Source organism: Blautia hominis, from assembly GCA_002270465.1.
GTDB lineage: Bacteria > Bacillota > Clostridia > Lachnospirales > Lachnospiraceae > Blautia > Blautia hominis.
This window is the reverse complement of the sequence record NQOF01000003.1, coordinates 671142-690503: the sequence shown is the minus strand read 5'-3', so window position 1 is coordinate 690503 and position 19362 is coordinate 671142. Positions and strand designations below refer to the sequence as shown.

Here is a 19362-nt window from a genome sequence, read left to right as displayed (position 1 = left end):
TAATTTTATGACGGAGGGTTTTTGTCATTTTTTAATATGGAAGGATCATAGAATGGTATTCTTTGTAAGGAAAAATAGGCACAAAATGTCGAGAACGTGAATTGCGTTAATTTTTTTAAAAACTTTGAAAATTAGTGTTGACATTTCCTGTAAAATCATGTAATATATGTCTTGTGCTTGAGAGAGCACGAACTTAATAGAAGATGCAGGAGTGGCGGAATTGGCAGACGCGCAGGCTTCAGGTGCCTGTGGTAGCAATATCGTGTGGGTTCAAGTCCCATCTCCTGCATCCTTTTTTTATTTTTTAACGGTGATTTATAGCGATGGCTGCGGTTGATATGGGCCGGTGATCTTTTGTGATCAGGAGTTTTTAATTTTTTCAAAAAAGGTATTGACTTTCTTGTCCGAATCGTGTAATATATCACTTGTGTTCGAGAGAACACGAATTTAATAGAAGATGCAGGAGTGGCGGAATTGGCAGACGCGCAGGCTTCAGGTGCCTGTGGTAGCAATATCGTGTGGGTTCAAGTCCCATCTCCTGCATCCTTTTTTTGTTTAAAATCAGATTAAAATATATCCCAGGCGGCTGAATGCACCTGGGATTTTTTTATCTAGTTATTTCACCAATTGACTCTGCAAGCAAATGTGGTTCCCCCTCCGTATCTAATGAATAAATATGGATATTATATTCTGATACCTTGAACGCAAAATCTGCTGCCCATACCTTTGCAACATAGGAACCGTCTGGCTGTAACTCTGCCTCATACCATTTTAGATCACTCTGATCTTCCTCTGCCCATACAGCACAGCGTAAGGCCTGGACATTTGAATCAACCGGCAGGTTTCTCACAAATATTTCATATTTTCCGGTTCTGAAATCATATGATGTCACCTCAATTTCTGCTGATGTTATTTCTGGCTGCTCCGGTGAGTCATCTTCCGTATCTGCTTCGGCTGTCAGGTCTTCTTCCGGCTCTGCTACTACAATATCTTCCGTAAGCTTATCCATTAGTTTTGACTTTTTGTCAAGTTCAGTTTCTATTGTGTTTTTATCATATTTTTCAAGTAAAGTTGCTTCTGACGAAAACAAATTGGTTCCCAAACCTAATCGGTTACCTTCTATTTCTGCCCCTAAGCTTGCCAGCGTAGTTGGGAAATTATCAAAAGTAGTATATTGTCTGTAAGCATCACTTTTTGTATCAGCAGCGGAATTTATGTAAGTAGTATAGACTTTTCTCTCATAACTATTTTCCACATCTTCACAAAAATCACTGTCCATAGTCGGATGATCTCCGGAAATGACTATGGTTGTATTTTCATAAAAATCCTGCTCCTGAATCCAATTTACAAATTCAGCCACACGTTTGCTGGAACAGGCCATAACATTCGCATATTGATCATCTCCAAAAGTTTCCTGACAGTCTTCGCAAACATACCCATCTTCAAAGTGAGTATCTACTGTTAAAATAGTCATATTAAATGGTTCTTCAGAAGCACTTACTTCCAACAGGTGCTGTTTTGCGAACTCGAACAATTTAATATCTTCGTATCCCCAGAAAACATGATAATCCTCTGGTATTTGGCCTTGGTCTTTGCTGTAGTAATAATCATAGATATCATAAGTTCCATGCTGAGTATAAAACAGCTTTCTGCCACCAAAATTTGCATCAGACCCAAGAACCAGGCTCTGGGAATACCCTGCATCCTTTAAGATATCTCCGATTGTAGTCAGTCCCGGCAGAAATGTATCCTGTTCATTCATGGAATTACCTTCAATGGGAATCAAAAGTGGAAGTCCCGAACTCTGCGCAAACATAGCCGCAACCGTCCACCCGGTTCCATTTAGGGAAACGCCACCATTTAATGTTTCATGATCGCCCGAAAAATTCTCATTTTTATTTGATAGCTCTGTCAGTTCCGGAATAACATTTTTCTCAAATGCACCTCCATGATTTTTGTCTGCATAAGTATTTTCCATAGATTCCAAATAGATGTAAATTAAATTTCTCTTTTGTTCTGGAAAAGTAATACTGACCGATTTGGGATCTACATAGTTATCATCAATGAATGTGGAGTATGTACTTTTATTACTGGCATACGCCGTTATATCCAGTCTGCTCCACATATAATTTATGGAAGTCCCTGCAACTGCGACTGATATAACCGCGGAAGTTAAAAGTATCAATCCCTTTTTTTTCTTCACAATTTTATATATAATACCTACCAGAAGAATAACACCTATAGATACAAGAACACATGATACTATGTAGCTGATAATAATACCATTATCCGTCCCCTGCAGAGGCGACTGTATGTGAAACATAAGCTCATTCATAGTAAGTCCTGTCCAGGTTCTGAACATCCAGGATATGCTGGTGGCTACCAGTAAGGAAAGAAAAGCAACCAGAAAGCCTATTGCTATTACTATGATCCTTATTATTTTCTTGTGTGCAGCATACTTCATGTTTTCATTTTCCGGGGAATCCTGTTTTAATTCTTCTTTAGCTTCATCTTTTGTGTCCATATTACGCTCCAACTATATATAGATTTATTTTGGCTGTCAGCCTTTACAAAACCTTCTTTATACAAGATAACACACTCAGACAAGTATTTGCAATACAATCATTAAGGAATCTTTAGGTAAATATTATAAAAGCGATCAGGCTGCAGAATAGTACTCTGCAGCCTGATCGCTTTTTCAAATTACTGGAATTATTTTATTATACCTTATCAGTAAAAAATTAAAAATCCCATCTATTCTTCAACACCTTCCGTTGAAGCAGACACAATGACTTTACAACTGCTTTTCTTCCCACCGGAAGCCTTTGCTTCAATAAAAGCTTCTCCCTCCTTTCCTGCCGATATGGTACCATCTGCCGATACCCGCACGATACTTTCATCTGAACTGCTCCAGGTGATATCGTCAGTTGTATTGGCTGGAAGAACAGTTATACCAACTTTTGCCGATTGACCGGAAATCAAATTAATCTCTCCACTCTCAAATTTAACCGACGTAGCCTTTATTTCCTTTACAGTAACTTTGCAGGTGGCTGTTTTTCCGCTACTGGTTTTCACTGTAATTGTGGACGTCCCTGCACTAATGCCTTTTACCACTCCACTGCTTGATACGGATGCTGATTTTGTATTAGAACTGCTCCATTTCAGTGTATCCGTAGCATTCCCCGGCGTCAGAGTTCCTTTCAGCGTATATGTTTTTCCTTTATAGATACTGATTGATGCTTTACTGAGTGCTACTTTGGTGGAAGGAATTTTCACAGTCACTTTACATGTGGCAGACTTTCCGCTGGTGGCTTTTACTGTGATCGTAGCTGTTCCCTTTTCCACTGCAGTCACCACACCTGATGAGGATACCTTGGCCACCTTTGTGTTTGAACTGCTCCATTTCAGAGTATCTGTGGTATTGCCTGGCGACATAGTACCTTTTAATGTGTATGTCTTTCCTTTATTTATGGAAACAGATGTCTTGCTCACAGATACTTTTGTAGACGGTACCTTCACTGTCACTTTGCAGGTGGCAGACTTGCCGCTGGTGGTTTTAACCGTGATCATGGCTGTTCCTTTTGCCACTGCAGTAACTACACCTGCGGAAGAAACCTTGGCTATTTTTGTATTGGAGCTGCTCCATTTCATGGTATCCGTTGTGTTACTCGGTGACATGGTTCCTTTCAAGGTGTATGTCTTTCCCACGTTGATGGACGCTGAAGTTTTATTCATAGCCACTTTAGTAGACGGAACTTTTACTGTGACCTTACATGTGGCGGCCTTCCCGCTGGTTGTTTTTACTGTAATCGTAGCACTTCCTTTTGCCACTGCTGTGACCACACCTGCAGAAGAAACTTTTGCTATCTTGGTATTAGAACTACTCCATTTCAGAGTATCTGTGGTATTGCCAGGTGACATGGTTCCTTTTAAGGTATAAGTTTTTCCCACATTGATGGACACTGACGTCTTGCTCATGGCCACTTTCGTGGACGGCACTTTTACCGTGACCTTACATGTAGCGGTCTTTCCGCTGGTTGTTTTGACTGTAATCGTTGCGCTTCCTTTTGCTAATGCTGTCACCACGCCTGCAGACGATACTTTAGCCACTTTTGTATTGGAACTGCTCCATTTCATAATATCCGTTGTGTTGCTTGGAGACATGGTTCCTTTCAATGTATATGTCTTTCCTACATTGACAGACACTGAAGTTTTGTTCATTGTCACTTTGGTGGACGGCACTTTCACAGTCACTTTACATGTGGCAGTCTTTCCGCTGGTTGTCTTGACTGTAATCGTTGCATTTCCTTTTGCCACTGCTGTGACTACACCTGCAGAAGATACCTTAGCTATCTTGGTATCGGAACTGGTCCATTTCAAGGTATCCGTTGTGTTGCTGGGTGACATGGTGCCTTTTAAAGTATAGGTTTTTCCAACATTAACTGAAACAGATGTCTTACTCATAGTCACTTTTGCGGATGGGATTTTTACTGTCACTTTGCATGATGCAGTTTTTCCACTGGTGGCTTTCACTGTAATAGTTGCACTGCCCTTCTCTATACCTGTAACAATACCCGAAGAGGATACTTTCGCAATTTTCGTATTGGAACTGCTCCATTTCAGACTATCCGTACTGTCACTTGGTGATAAAGTTCCTTTCAGAGTATAAGTTTTTCCTTTATTTACAGAAATAGATGTTTTGCTCAGAGAAACCTTTGTGGATGGTACTTTTACTGTCACTTTGCATGATGCAGTTTTTCCGCTTCCCGTCTTTACTGTAATTGTTGCAGAACCTTTGGCAACTCCTGTCACAACACCGGATGCGGAAACCTTTACCACTTTGCTGTTGGAGCTACTCCACTGCAAGCTGTCATTTGCACCTGACGGTGACATGGTTGCTTTCAGCGTGTAGGTTTTTCCTTTGTTCACAGTAACTGACGTCTTGGACAGTGTCACTTTCGTTGCTGCTGTTTTCACGGTTACCTTACAGACAGCCGCCTTTCCGCTGGTTGTTTTTGCAGTTATCGTGGCAGTTCCTTTTGCCACACCGGTCACTACACCCTTAGACGAAACTTTTGCCACTTTTGTATTTGACGAAGTCCATGTTACGGTATCTGTGCTGTTGGATGGCGTCAGCTCAGGTGACAAAGTATAGGTCTTACCAGTGTAAACTGTAGCGGAGGTTTTGTTTAGTGAAATCTTCTCTGCCGGCGCCTTTACCGTCACCTTGCAGCTTGCCGTCACCCCTCCGGCGCTGGCAGTTATCACACAGGTTCCTGGGCCTGCTGCTGTTACTTTGCCGCCTGACACTTTAGCCACTGTTTCATCACTGCTAACCCATATTACGGTTTTATTTGTGGCATTTGATGGAGTTACAGAGGCAGTAAGCTGTTTTGTATCTCCTGGTTTTGTAAAATCAATCTGTGATGCACTGAGTTTTAATTCCTTTACTGGCACCAAAATAGATTTTGGAACAACTTCCACATTTACGGCACGCTCTACTTCACTTGCATATGACATAAGAACAATATAATACGTTTTCCCTTTTTCTAAAGAGAATTCTCTCGCCAATCCCTCATACAAGCTTTCGCTATTCGCCCAATAGGTTTTTCCATTCTCATCTATAAGCCTGAATCTCACATACCATGGCAAACCATATGCACTTATATTGATTTTATAGAGTCCGTCCATAGATGGTGTTATTTTAAATACCTGGTTCCACCGTGACCTGTTATTGCGGTATACTCCTTTTCCTCCATCTCCCAAATCTATCAGGTATTTAGAATTATCTGGCTTCACAATAGGAATTGTGTCTATGATCTGTTTGTCACCATATGTTATCAATACTTCGCAACCACCTTCAGATGCCACTCCTCCAGGCTCAACCATTTCAACAAATATAGCATTTATCAACCTGCCATAATCATATTCCTCAGTCCATGTATTGCCATCTGTATCTGTTATCTTAAATTGGGTTCCTGAATAAAAAGCCCTGATAACATCATTGTTAATATAATCACCTTCATAGAGTTCCTCCTGCCTTTCCAGTTCCAATTTCTTAATACCGGAAACCGCCTTATACCCCAGAGAATCCCCTTTCAAACCTACGACCTTTAAGTAGTATATCGTGTCTGGTTTTAGCAGGACAAGACCAGAAGTTTTTTCAGTTATGGTCGCCCGGATTGAGACTTCATCGTTAAAATAGTCATTTTCATAAATATACAATCCTCCAACCGACTTAGAATCTGTAAGGAACCTGTAATAGGTCTTATCCGAAGTTTTAAACTTTAGGAAAGTATTTTCTTGTTCTATTTTCACCGTTTTCCCTAAAGACAGCTCCTGTATTCCATACTCCTGTGGCGTAACTACCTGGAGGTTACAATTTATTTTTTTATGAAGGTATTTTACCACTGCAACATGCATCCCTGGTGCCCCAGTTCCGATTAAAGCAGATATCTCCAGGGACGCTCCATTAAGTTTAGAGGCTTCGCCCAAATTCAAGCTCTCCTTTGTACCATCCTCATATACAATGGTCGCTGGCTGTAAAATCTCAAACGCATCCGTGTTTGCCATTACAAACACAGTATTGTCTTTGATCTGGATATCAGAAACCATCTTTTGATGTGTAACCTGAAATTCCTGACCAGATGTATCATAATCCACTTTAAAATAATAGTCTTTTTGTGCCTCCGTATGAATTAAAGCCTTATTTTCACCTCCACTTGCATAATTCTCCGGGTCATACCACTGGCCATTTCCATCATACATCGTAACATTGATCATCGGATACCAATAATACCCGTCTGTTTCAGGAGTAAATCGGTATAACTTGCTGCCAGCTGCGTCACTTACTTTTACCTCATCCATCTTTATGCTTTCCGCCCCTTCCTCTAAAGAAAGCACTTGAATGTCAAAGGATGCCTTTATCTGGCCACTGCTTACAACTCCTTTATATTCCCCTGGTTCCTGACCATACAAATCACTTCCCAGATTCGGATATGTTAATTCGATGCCCTCATAACGAAATTCTGTAAAATCCATGTCTCTGGCAGTGCCATCTGTATATGTAACAGAAAGAACTAATCCTTCGTTACTAAGACTATTATCTCTCCCCAGTACATAAACAGTTTTTGCGGGCCTTGATTTAATTTTGATTTCTTTTATCTCTTTTGCTTTTTTAACAGTGATTTTCACATTGTCTGCTGTATCATATACATAGCGGGTCAGATAATAAGCTTTGCCCTTCTCCAATGTATTTTTCTGATTTCCTCTAGTATCAAAGAAACAGCCTTTGTAGAAAGAATTACCATCGTCATACTCATAATAATAAGTTCCATCTTCTTCTGGTAAAAATTTAAAAGCATTCACTCTGCGGTCCGGCTTTACTATGTTATCTCCTAAAAAGACTTCTTTAAGCGGTGCCTCGTCGTATCCACACAAATTTATGTTTCCATAAATTGTCTTTCCCATATATTCAGCTTTAATGGTAGAATCATTTCTTCCTTCCAGCCTGGTGCGTAAAACCATCTTTCTTCCATATCTTCCGTATTCACCATCTTTAAGCGTTTCTTTGTGGCCATCCTCATACACCACATCCACTGAGATCTCATATTCATCGCTCCCGGGGCTATAAGAATCAAATAAATAATAATCTTTTATAGATGATTCCTGGAACTCCATACTTTTAATATTCCACTGCGCTTTTGTAATCCTGAGGTCAAGGCTGTTTCTGTTATCTCCTGTAATACGTACCAGATATTCCCTTCCTCCCTCCATGTTAGCTAAAACACCACTATGAAGATCTGGATTTTTCTCAATTATACAGTTTCCGCTGTCATCCCATACCTGGATTTCCCCATTCCCATAGCCATTAGTATAATAGGAGGAAAAAATATAATTTCTTGTTTCTGAAGGTATAAATTTAAATATCTGTGTCCTTTCCCCAAAAGAAAACTTAATCGTATTTAATTTTCCCTCTTCTAACTGCCCAAACTCTGTTGTGTCCATAGGAATGCAGCTAATGTCAAAGGTATCTTCTACTCCTTTATAAGAAACCGTCACAGGATAAGTACCCACTTCAACTAATGGTTCTCCAATATTTTCATAATCAATGGAAAATTCACTATTGGTCCCTATAGATTTAAATGTTTCCTGTGTGCCGTCCTCGTAGAAAACATTTACATGTAAATGATCAAAATCTACACTATCCAAGTTTTGCGTATATTCTGTTTTGATATCTGCAGTATCTACATGGATTCTTGATATTTCTTTACTTCTTGTGATCTGAAACCATGTATTACTTTTGCCTTCATTGGTTTCCGCCAGGATATAGTAAACACTTCCGCCTTTCAGTTTATTCAATAACATTTCCTTTTCATAATATTCACGGGTATACAACCTCATATTGGAATCATATACACTTACATTCATGGCTGTATTTGCTTTGAATTGATAATTGCCGGTTTCGTCCGGAATGAATTTATAAAAATTAAAAGAATCCAGGAAAATATTAGTATCTTTTTCAATTTTTTTGGCGCCATCCAATGGAAGCACAGTAATTCTGCCAATCGCACTTGCTTCTCCCAGACAAATACTTACGTCGTATTCTCCTACAGGAAGTAACCCATTTTTGTCCTTCAGGCTATCATTATCATAAGGACTTTGGATCTGCAGACTCATTCCATATTTCGTAGTACCATATCTGCTGCAGATTTCCCTTTCACCGTTTTCGTATATAATTTCACACCTATACTGCATATTAAAAGCACTGTCCTCCGCACCATAATAAAACTCTGTAGGAGACATTTCTTTTATCTTTATGCTTTCCACTTTTGGAATTCTATTCAAAGTAATTTCATATACGCTTTTTTCTGTGGATTTAATCCCGAACACATAGGTACAGCCCTTCTTCAATTCTATGGACGTATTATCGACCCACATCTGTTCAGCTTGCGGACCGCCTTCCTCTTTCCAATAGACTTCTTTTCCATCTTCTATACGGAACTGATAACTGCCATCCTCCGGCGGAGTAAAAGAAAAATACTGATAGCCAACCCCACTCTTTCCCTCCACTGTCTTGTTTTCTTCAAGATGCGTAACTTCTACATCGGAAAAAGCTTTAATTGTTACAGGCACCTCTTGTATGATAGAACCAGCCGCAAATACCGCTGTATAAACACCTGGTTCCAGCACTGCAGCATCTGATTCCTTGATGCCCCTATATATTACCTGTGTTCCGTATTTATCTATAGATTCGTTATGTCTCTGGTACTCTATAGATGTCGTTTCCCCATTACTATAGACAAGACGCAGCTGCAGCCCGTGTATAGAAATATCACCGTCTGTCAGCCCTGAAACATATTCTGTAAAATCAGGCCCCGAAATAATCTCCACCTGCTCCAGAGATGGAATGCTGATAACTTTTCCGGAAAATTCCGTATCATCTTCACTATAAGCGCTGTTTACCTCCATATAGCAGGTAGTCCCCTGGGTAAGCTGCAGGTTAAACTGTGTACCAAAATAATACTCATCACGATTACCGCTATCCAGATCACATAGATAGCAATTCATATCCCTGTCAAATCTGAAACCATATGTTCCATCATCTTCCGGGGTGAACTGTACATAAGTGCTCCCTGTTTCCTTAAGCGAAATAATTTGATCTGTATCTGTTAAAACAGGAACACTATCACCGCTAATCTCTTCTACTGTAATGTCCACACTCACACTCTTATCTTGAATGGACAATATCATTTGACAATTTCCTGCCTGTGACCACCAATTCCCTTCCTCATTTTCATTCCTGATCTCAATCTGCAATGTGTTGCCAAACGGATCTACCCATTCCTCATAGCCGATGTCTTCGTATGACATTATGTATGTGCTGTCATCCTCGTATGTAAGTTCTAATTCCAGGCCATCCAGAAAATACCCCCTATCCAGACGTTCAATATAACTTTTTTTAACGGGCTCCTGTATCATAGTTAGATTTTTGATATTAGGAATCTCATTGATTTTTCCGGTAAATTCATCAAAACTGCTGCTTTGAAACCCAATATAATAGGTATCTCCTGCTTCTAATTCAACAGGCGTTTTTATATCGTAAGTATCGATCACACATTCAAATGCTTGGTCATATACATATAAATGTAGCCATGATGATGCACTCAAGTTATATTTCCCACTTTTTTCAGGAATAAATTTTTTCCAAACAGTTTTAGATGGAACCGTTGAAAAAAAGAATTCCTCATCCACATTGATAGCAGTAACCGCCTCATCAACAGGCAGCACGCGTAATCTGACTGGTTCCTCTGCTGCTATTTCCTCTACAAAAACATTAATGCTATACTCTCCCGGCTCAGAAATAATTTCCCACCACGCATAATTTCCGAAATCATATGATAAATAGCTTCCGTATTTATCATAATAAATATACTCGCCATCTTCTGCATACCCCAACACGGTTTTTTCACCATTATCATAGGTTGCCTGTACACGTAATCCATCTGAAAACCAACTGGCATCCAGATACTGTACATATTCTAAGGTATACGGCTGGTTAATTATCTCAACCTTTTCCACACTGGCACTTTTCCAGGCTGATGCATCATATTCCTGCCCCTCCTCATATTCCCAATTTTTGAAGATAAATATATATGTTGTATCAGCTTTCAGATGCCATCTGGTACTTTTTCTCCAATCATTATCTATATATTCACCTGTCTCTGTATAAACATCTATCTGCTGATTTTCAATATTGTTCTCGACTACATAGGTTCCTGCCTCTTTGATTTTTAAAATAGCTGGTGCAAACCAGTCCCCTTCTGTATTTTGCTCAAATTCCAGCGCTGTTTTCAAATCAGTCAGCGAAGAAATATTTTCCTCCGATACAGCTTTTGTCCGGATAGGAACCGTTGTCACAGCATCCTCCAGGCGCAGAGTAATTTCATATTCTCCAGGCGTCTGCAGCCATTCATATTCCCACTTCCAGTCCAATATGTTGCCATAACTGTCTTGGATCGTCCATATATCCTGTGTATCCAAAACCTCCGTATGACCATCACTGTATGAGGCAAGAAGTTCTATCCCTTTAATGCTAACACTGTTATCCAGCGCACTGTTACAGTAATAGCTCAGCCTATACGGCATCCTTGTTATACTTAGGGATGTAACAGAAACTTCACTGTTACTATCTGCCTCCTGGCTTTCAGGCATAACATTATTTTGCATGTTATTATCTTCCTGTATTTGCTGTTGTGATTCTTTTTGTTCTTGTTTTTCTTCTGTAACCGCTTCTCCTTCCTCTGCCGTATTCCGGACCTTGGCATCATCCATATTCGGATTGTTTGTCCGTATAATTCCTTGCTCTTCCTGAGACGCCAATACATCCATAGGCAGATATGTAACTGTCATCAAAATAACAAGTATCCATGCCATAGCTTTTTGAAATCTTTTTCTCATTTTTCTTTTCTCCTTTCAGTCCTCTTTTATTTTCTAACTATTCCCCCTTATCAAACCTCCTTTTTAACAAGTGCCCATAATACAATAATTTAAAAACTTTTAATTATAGTTTATCATCAATTCAAAGACTTTTCTACCATAAAACGCTTAATAGCTGTAACTAATTACCGCTTTCCTAAAATAGTTTTCTGTAAACTGCAATTCTCGTACTTTACTTTTAACGTCTTCTAATATTGAATTAGAGAATCAGAAAGCAGCAACAAACTTTCAAATGAAATCAAACGAATATCTTGACTTAAACTTTGAAATTATATACTATTAAAGAACAAGATAAACTGTCCCCCCAATAAATTATCAGGAGGCATTCATGAACTACATTAAAGCACTATTTCTTATTCTCATTTTCACTTTATCAATATATTTTTTAGGGATTTTAGGTAGAAAAAAAAGTGATGGATTTAATTTGGCAGAGATTTTATTACACGGACTGCTGAGATTATTTGCTAGTTTTGAAGCGATTATTCTTCCTTTCATTTTTCTACGGGCCAGATTTTCATACTTTTTTTATTTTTATTGCTCTGTACTAATAGCTATACTTATTTTTTCTATATTTAAATACGCCAAATACAGCTATAAATATCTTGGAAAGGAAATTTGCAAATTTATTTCCACATTAGATCTTCCTATGATAGCTGCCATTATTATGATCTTATTTCAGATGTTTATGCTTGCTTTCTATATGCACCTTGACGCTGACGATGCTATGTACGTTGCTACTGCTGCTACAACTTTGAACACTGATACCATGTATCAATATGCCGCAGATACCGGAATCCTTTTAAATAACATGCCATCACGATATGTATTATCTCCTTTTCCTATTTTTACGGCATTTTTAGGTAAACTGTTTTTTATCCACCCTACTATTATAGCTCATACTATTTTAGCTCCTCTTATGACAGGCTTTGCTTATCTGGTATATTATCTAGTCGGGTCTCATATTTTCAAAAAGAAAAAGGGCAGGATTGGTATCTTTTTATTGGTTTTATGTACCTTTCAAATTTGGGGATATTTTACAGTTTACTCCTCATCCACCTTTATTTTAATCCGGTCCTGGCAGGGAAAAGCTGTACTTGCGGGAGTCCTCATACCCGCTGCTGTATACTTATTGATGAAAGAATGCCAGACAAAAGCACCAAATAAATGGCCGCTAAGTTCTTCATTATCTTTAGTTTTAGCAGCAAGCCTGGTTTCCTCTATGGGTATTATGTTGATTCCCACACTTCTGGGTTTATCTGCTATTTTATTTTGTATCTATAATAAATCTTTTGAACCATTGATTAAATGTATAATCAGTTGTTCACCTGCTATTTGTTTAATGGTGTTATATTTATTAATGAAATTTGGGGGATTTAGCCCATGAGTGAGATTATAGAAATAACAGAAAAAATGCTTTGGCTATATACTGGTGATTGCTGGTATTTTCTTATTTTTTTAGTATGCGCAGGATATTTAATTTCCAAAAATAGAAACCATCCTGAAATAAGATTTTTAAACCATTATATGATAGGGATAGGTTTTATTTATATCTGTCCTGTCACAGCTAAAATCATCATGGATTATTGTATAGGAAAATCTGTGTACTGGAGAATGTTTTGGCTTCTGCCAATGGCAATGGTTGTAGCACTTTCCGTAACTTTTATTGCCTCAGAAATAAACAACAAAGTGCATAAAAATTTGTTTGTCTTAATGGTTGTTCTGCTTCTGATTTTCAGTGGTAATTTTATGTACAACAAGGATGTATTTTCCAAAAGTGTGAACGCTTATAAACTTCCTGAAGATATCTTTCCAGTGTGTGATATGATAGAAGACCATGCGGAAAATAAAAGGATAACAGCTGTTTTTCCCACCGAATTTTTACCATATGTCAGGCAATATGATGCAAATATCTATCTTCCTTATGGAAGGTGGGTTGAAACAGAAACCAGTTCATCCAGCGATGCTCGAAAATTATTTAACGTAATGAATCAGACAGATAAGTCAGCAGAAGAGCTGGCACAGCTGGCAAAACAAAATGGATGCCAATATATAGTGGTCAGTAAAAATGATGCAGTTAATAACACTCTTTCAGATGGTGACTTCAAAGCTGTTGCCGATTCTGGAAATTATATTATTTATTACGATACTGCCAGTTAATATAATCCTGTAAGTGATTAGTGAAAAGGTCACTCTAAACGAATGGAAATATTTACGCACATTGAGCAAAATCCCTTTCAAAAGCCATTACATCAGGATTCTAATCTCTGATGTAATGGCTGGACTGCAATTCTCTCCATTGGCTAGATGCATTGCATAAATCAAGTAATTCTATAAGTTTTCCAAAGAATTGAGTATAACTTTCATCATGCAAGTTTATTACTATAATTCTTCACTTACCAAGTGTAAAGCTGCCTCAATCACTTTGTCCATATCATAATATTTGTACTGTCCAAGTCTGCCGCCAAATATAATATTCTTTTCTTGCTCAGCCAACTCTTTATATCTGGAATAGAGATGTGTATTCTTTTCATCATTTACTGGATAATACGGCTCCATACCTGGCGTCCATTCAGTTGAGTACTCCCTGGATATTACAGTTTTTTCCTGATTTCCAAACTCAAAATGCTTATGCTCAATAATTCTGGTATATGGAACTTCATAGTCTGTATAATTTACCACAGCATTTCCCTGGTAATTATCACATTCCAAAATTTCTGTTTCAAAGCGTACCGTGCGATATTCCAAAGTTCCTAATTTATACCCAAAAAATTCATCAATCATTCCTGTAAATACTGTTTTACGCGCAATATTAGGATTTATTTTAATAAAATCATAGTAATCCGTGTTTAATGATACATCGACACCATCCAGCAATTTCTCAACAATTTTAGTATACCCTCCAATAGGAATGCCCTGATATCTATCATTAAAATAATTATTATTAAAAGTAAATCTGAAAGGCAGTCTTTTGATAATAAACGACGGCAAATCTGTACAAGGTCTACCCCATTGTTTTTGTGTGTACCCTTTAATTAACTTTTCATAGACATCTTTGCCTGCTAAAGATAGCGCTTGTTCTTCCAGATTTTTAGGCTCTCCAATTTTATACTCCGACCTTTGCTTTTCTATTATTTCTTTTGCTTCAGCCGGTGTCTTTATACCCCACATTTTACTGAACGTGTTCATATTGAATGGCAGATTATATAACTCATCTTTATATATTGCTACCGGTGAATTAATATAATTATTAAATTCTGCAAACTGATTTATATAATCCCATACGTCTTTGTTACTGGTATGAAAAATATGAGCACCATATTTATGCACATTGATTCCCTCTATCTTTTCGCAGTATACATTCCCAGCTATATGGTCGCTCTTATCAATCACTAAACATTTCTTACCTACCTTATGGGCCTCATGCGCAAATACGGCACCAAAAAGACCTGAACCCACTATTAAATAATCATATATCATTTTTTTCTTCCTTTATATTTATTTTTTATTCTTGCTCTATAATACAACAAAATCGATTTAACCAAACGAAGGGGATACAAATGTTCATTCTCATTGATAACAGACTGTTCTGCTGTCCCATTACAAAGAGCCTCCTCCAGCCATTTCATAGATGCCTCTCTTTCCCTATTAAGAACTTGATTTATTGCTTGATAGTCGATTTTATTTGTATCATCAAATTCTTTTACTTTATTCGGATTACGAAAATATCTATCAAACAGATCGAACGTCTTCATCAAGGATTCAAATCTATCAGAACCTCTACCTGGATTTGCAAATGAAATAAATTGTTTTTCAAATAATACTGCCATACACGTTCCATGAAAAGAATCTGTAACAATAAAATCAGAATTCTTCAAATAAAAAACCCAATCATATTCATTGAGATCACTTACAACAAATTCTTGTAATCCCATTTTCTCCTGATTACCTTTAAACAAATGGGGCCATCCATCTAACATAATCACTAATTCTTTCCCCATCTTATCTGCCAAATACAGTAATGCATCCTTTTTCTGTGGGGTGGGATCTAAAATATAAGCTGCTATATAATTGGTTTTTATCTTACGTTTTGATTCGTCGGCAAGTGCTCCTAAACACGATGAATCACAAAGAAGAACCGGATCCAATGTATGTGCAGCATTAATTCCAAATAACTTACTGCACATTTTCACATTCATTTCCTCTCTTACTGAGACATAATTCATATTACGCATACATATCAATGCTTTCCAAGCATAATTCCACGGTGCCAGGAAACGGCTGGAACCAAATGAAGTCGCATATGCTATCTTCTTTTTTTCTTTTGTCACAAAATCCAGAAAATAACTATGCCCAAATATTTTTGTTATCCCATAATTCCATAATTGATCTGAACCTAAAAGAAATGTGTCACAAATCTCGTTTAACTTATATATCTCTTTGATATTATAAGATTCACTGACATTATAATGCATTCTAGCAAATTTCAAAGACTCCCGACGTTCCATGCCTTTTTCATCATATGCTGTAATCCAGGGACGGTGTACCATTAATACACTCTTACCCAGATTCGTTACAACAGAATATAAAGAATAGTACGTTGCAACACTTCCATAATTACATCCATACCATACACCTAAAATAGCAACATCATATTTTTCTTGCATGTTCATCTCCTACAAACGTTTTAGATACTTATTATATAGTCTGTTGTTTTTTAGCAGCGGATAGAACTTCTCTTTAATTGCCGGTGGCATTTTATGCTTTATAAATCTAACTGTCTTCTTGGTTCCTCTTTTTAATAAAGATCCTTTACCTTTCCCTTGTTTAATCTTCTTTTTTAATATGCACTGCAGATTCCTTAAATACTCTTTTTTTTGTTCTGTTATTATAATAAAGTCTTCATTCAACATATCCAACACTGCAAATGCATTACTTATTTCATTGAATTTGCAACAATGATCTTCTATTTTTAATTTCTTTACATATTCCTGTAATTCTTTATTGATATTATCTTGTATTACTAAATATTTCTTTTTAAATATTATAGAAAAATCAATACCATCCTTTAAATCAGTAAAAATACCTTTCGCATACTTTATATATTTCAACCATTCCTCAACAGACATATCATTAGACAGATTAAGAAGTTCACAATGATTATTCGAAGCATATTTATCAAATTCTTCTTGTATTTCCCAATTGTTGTCAGATAAATAGTACACATAATAATCTTTACATTTTAATTCATCCACTTTATTTATGAGTTCATTAAATATAGATACATCAGCAAGCAAAACAGGAGATAATCCACAATACTTTTTAGAGAATAAATCGATGTCTAAAACTCCATTCATATTGTTCATAAAATTATACTGCGAATTATTTTTTCTATCGGCAAGAATAAAACCACCACATGTTTTATCCAATAAATTTAACTTCTCCAGACTTTCATGGTTACTGACCATAGGATAATAACGATTAGAAAATTCTGTAAGTCTATATTTAAGAGGTGTTATTTTTCTTTCTAATTCTCTAGGACGCTTAACCATTAGTATAGAATAACCCATGTTACTTACTATCTGATAAAGAGCATAATATGACAAAATCTCACCAAATGAATCTGCGTTCATTCCCAGAATCCCAAAATCAAACTCATTTCTTTCACAACATTCCACTGCTTTCTGAAAAGAACATTTTTTTAACAAACGATGAAAACGATATCGCCTTGGATTATTTCTGAAAGGCCTGGCATAGGGTTGCCCATGCGTTAAAATATACTCACGATCTATTGACTCTAATAAACGCAATTTATTTCTTATTTCTGCCAACATGCAACTACCCTTTTGACTATTTACTGACACAATGGAAGTTCCTTTTCCATCTGTAAAAGCGGGATTATATTTGGCAACTCCCCAAAAATCTCCCAAAGTAAAATCTCCCTGTCTAGGCAATTGTGCATAATTGCAAACCTGACAATGTGGACGAACCGATAAACATGGTAAAAAGGCCCTATAAAACAGATCTTCTGAACGTAATTTTCTATACACATCTCCATTGCTATATTTAACGGTCATCTCTGTCGACCATCCAAAGTAATCTTTATCTCTAAAACCAACACTCTTTATTTTTTTCTTTCCATGCACCTCATCCAAATATTTTTCAAATGCTTTAGGAGATGGACCGCCATGGCATAATAAATCTATTGTAAACAAATTTTCATAATCTTTTCCAAGATAGCTCTTTAACCCTGCCACCTGGCATGGGCATCCTACATATAGTGCAGGCTGTCCATTATTAAGCACTTTTTTTATTTCCAAATATGTCTTTTTCGTATTACTTTGTATATACTTAGATCCCCTTAGATCGGACATCTCTTCTTGCGAATAAATTACTTTTTGTTCTAATCTGAAGTCCTCATCAAAAGCTGCTCCACAAATCGCTCCTCCCTGCTTTAAAATTTCTTCTGCCACAAGAGAAAAAATCCCCCCTGAAGAACTTTTTTCCCTTATTTCATCATTTCCATATGCAGCATAACATGCTGGCTCTAAATTATTATCATAAACAGGAGATATAGAAGGGCATGCTTTCATACACTTTTTGCAATGGATACACTTTTCCTCATTAATTTTCGGGTACAAAAATCCTTCATCATCATATACCATGTCAATTGCTTCAACTGGACAGACATTATAACATGCACCGCACCCACAACATTCTTTTTTTGAAACACATGAAATATTCTGTATCTCCTTTTTTTCAAGACTTAATGCCTCTTTAAGCCATTTTTTTGAACGTGTGCATTCCATTTCAAGTATTTTTTCTATCTGTTTATAATCGATGTCGATAGATAACAAATCACTTTTCTGAATCTGAATTGGATCATAAATCAGCCGCTCCCTAATTCTAAATAAGTCAACCAATGATTCAAATCTTGAAATGCCTCGTCTTCTATTTGCTATGCAAATAAATGTTTTTTTAAATATTAATGAAAAACTGGCCCCGTGGCAGGAATCCGTAATAACAAACTCAGCGTTTCTAAAATACCACAACCAATCCAAAGCATTTAAATTTTCAACTATATTAGGTAAATTTATTATCTCTTTATTTTTTTTAAAATCGCCTCTACCGTCCAATAAGACTATTAACTTTAAATTTTTCTTTTGAGCTGCATACAATAAACTCTCTCTGATCTCAGGTGTTGGATCCAAGATATAAGCCAACAAATATCTATCATTTTCTTTTACATTTGCCTCTTCAAGAATAGTCTCGTACTCTTTTGCGCCCACTAAAAAAACCGGATCCAAAACTTGTACTGCTTCGACTCCAAACTCATTTTTTAAGACCTGTACTGCATCATATTCACGTACAGAAATTGCATCAAAACGATGAAACAATCGTGTCACTTCAGAAATTGCTTCTGGAGGAGTGAAAGAAACTGCATGCCCGAATGATGACGCGTAAGAAATCTTCCTTTTATCATCCTGTACAAAATCAAAATAATGGTTAAATCCAAGGTTTTTCGCAATACCATAATTCCATACTTGATCACACCCCATTAAGAATGTATCGCAATACTGATTGAGCAGTCTCATATCAGTAGAATCCAATGATGGTGCAATTGCATCATAGTATTTTTCAGCAAACACTCTGGAATGGGAACCAGGTGCTAACTCTGCATCATTTTCTATAATACGAGCTTTGTCAATCATCAAAATTGAATAACCTAATTCTTTAACAACTTTATATAAAGCATAATAGGTTAACGTACTACCATAATTTTCGCCGTACCATACCCCAGATATTGCGACATCATAACGCTTTCCTTTTAAAGCCGACAATTCCTCTCTGAATTCCATTTGTCTC

The 19362-nt window shown here is 37.0% G+C and carries 7 protein-coding genes and 2 tRNA genes; 4 read left to right on the top strand and 5 right to left on the bottom strand.

Going from position 1 to position 19362, the window contains the following annotated elements:
* Positions 1-205: 205 nt before the first annotated feature.
* Positions 206-289, top strand: a tRNA-Leu gene (locus tag CI595_RS13560).
* A gap of 170 nt (positions 290-459) precedes the next feature.
* Positions 460-543, top strand: a tRNA-Leu gene (locus tag CI595_RS13555).
* A gap of 64 nt (positions 544-607) precedes the next feature.
* Here CI595_RS13555 and CI595_RS13550 read toward each other — a convergent pair.
* Positions 608-2524: a GBS Bsp-like repeat-containing protein gene (locus CI595_RS13550; protein ID WP_095173947.1), complete on the bottom strand. Its 1917-nt coding sequence runs from the start codon at positions 2522-2524 to the stop codon at positions 608-610.
* A 230-nt stretch (positions 2525-2754) separates the two neighbouring features.
* Entirely contained in the window at positions 2755-11460 is an 8706-nt protein-coding gene (locus CI595_RS13545; RefSeq protein ID WP_095173945.1) for an Ig-like domain-containing protein, read from the bottom strand.
* A 367-nt stretch (positions 11461-11827) separates the two neighbouring features.
* On the opposite strand from CI595_RS13545, the gene CI595_RS13540 reads away from it, so the two are divergent.
* Positions 11828-12883 carry a DUF6077 domain-containing protein gene (locus tag CI595_RS13540; protein WP_095173942.1) on the top strand — a complete coding sequence of 352 codons (1056 nt, stop codon included), beginning with the start codon at positions 11828-11830 and terminating at the stop codon, positions 12881-12883.
* Positions 12880-13656, top strand: a complete 777-nt coding sequence (locus tag CI595_RS13535) for a hypothetical protein (protein WP_095173940.1) — start codon at positions 12880-12882, stop codon at positions 13654-13656. Before CI595_RS13540 ends, CI595_RS13535 begins: the two co-directional genes overlap by 4 nt.
* A gap of 222 nt (positions 13657-13878) precedes the next feature.
* On the opposite strand, the gene glf is transcribed toward CI595_RS13535, so the two are convergent.
* Genes glf through CI595_RS13520 form a run of 3 tightly spaced genes read right to left on the bottom strand, consistent with a single transcriptional unit; the run spans position 13879 to position 19355 of the window.
* Positions 13879-14976 (bottom strand): UDP-galactopyranose mutase, encoded by a 1098-nt coding sequence (gene glf, locus CI595_RS13530; RefSeq protein ID WP_095173938.1) that lies wholly within the window; start codon positions 14974-14976, stop codon positions 13879-13881.
* Complete coding sequence (locus CI595_RS13525) at positions 14973-16163, bottom strand: polysaccharide pyruvyl transferase family protein (protein ID WP_162291879.1); 1191 nt, start codon at positions 16161-16163, stop codon at positions 14973-14975. Before CI595_RS13525 ends, glf begins: the two co-directional genes overlap by 4 nt.
* Before the next feature lie 9 nt (positions 16164-16172).
* Entirely contained in the window at positions 16173-19355 is a 3183-nt protein-coding gene (locus tag CI595_RS13520; protein WP_095173934.1) for a polysaccharide pyruvyl transferase family protein, read from the bottom strand.
* Between the last annotated feature and the right edge of the window lie 7 nt (positions 19356-19362).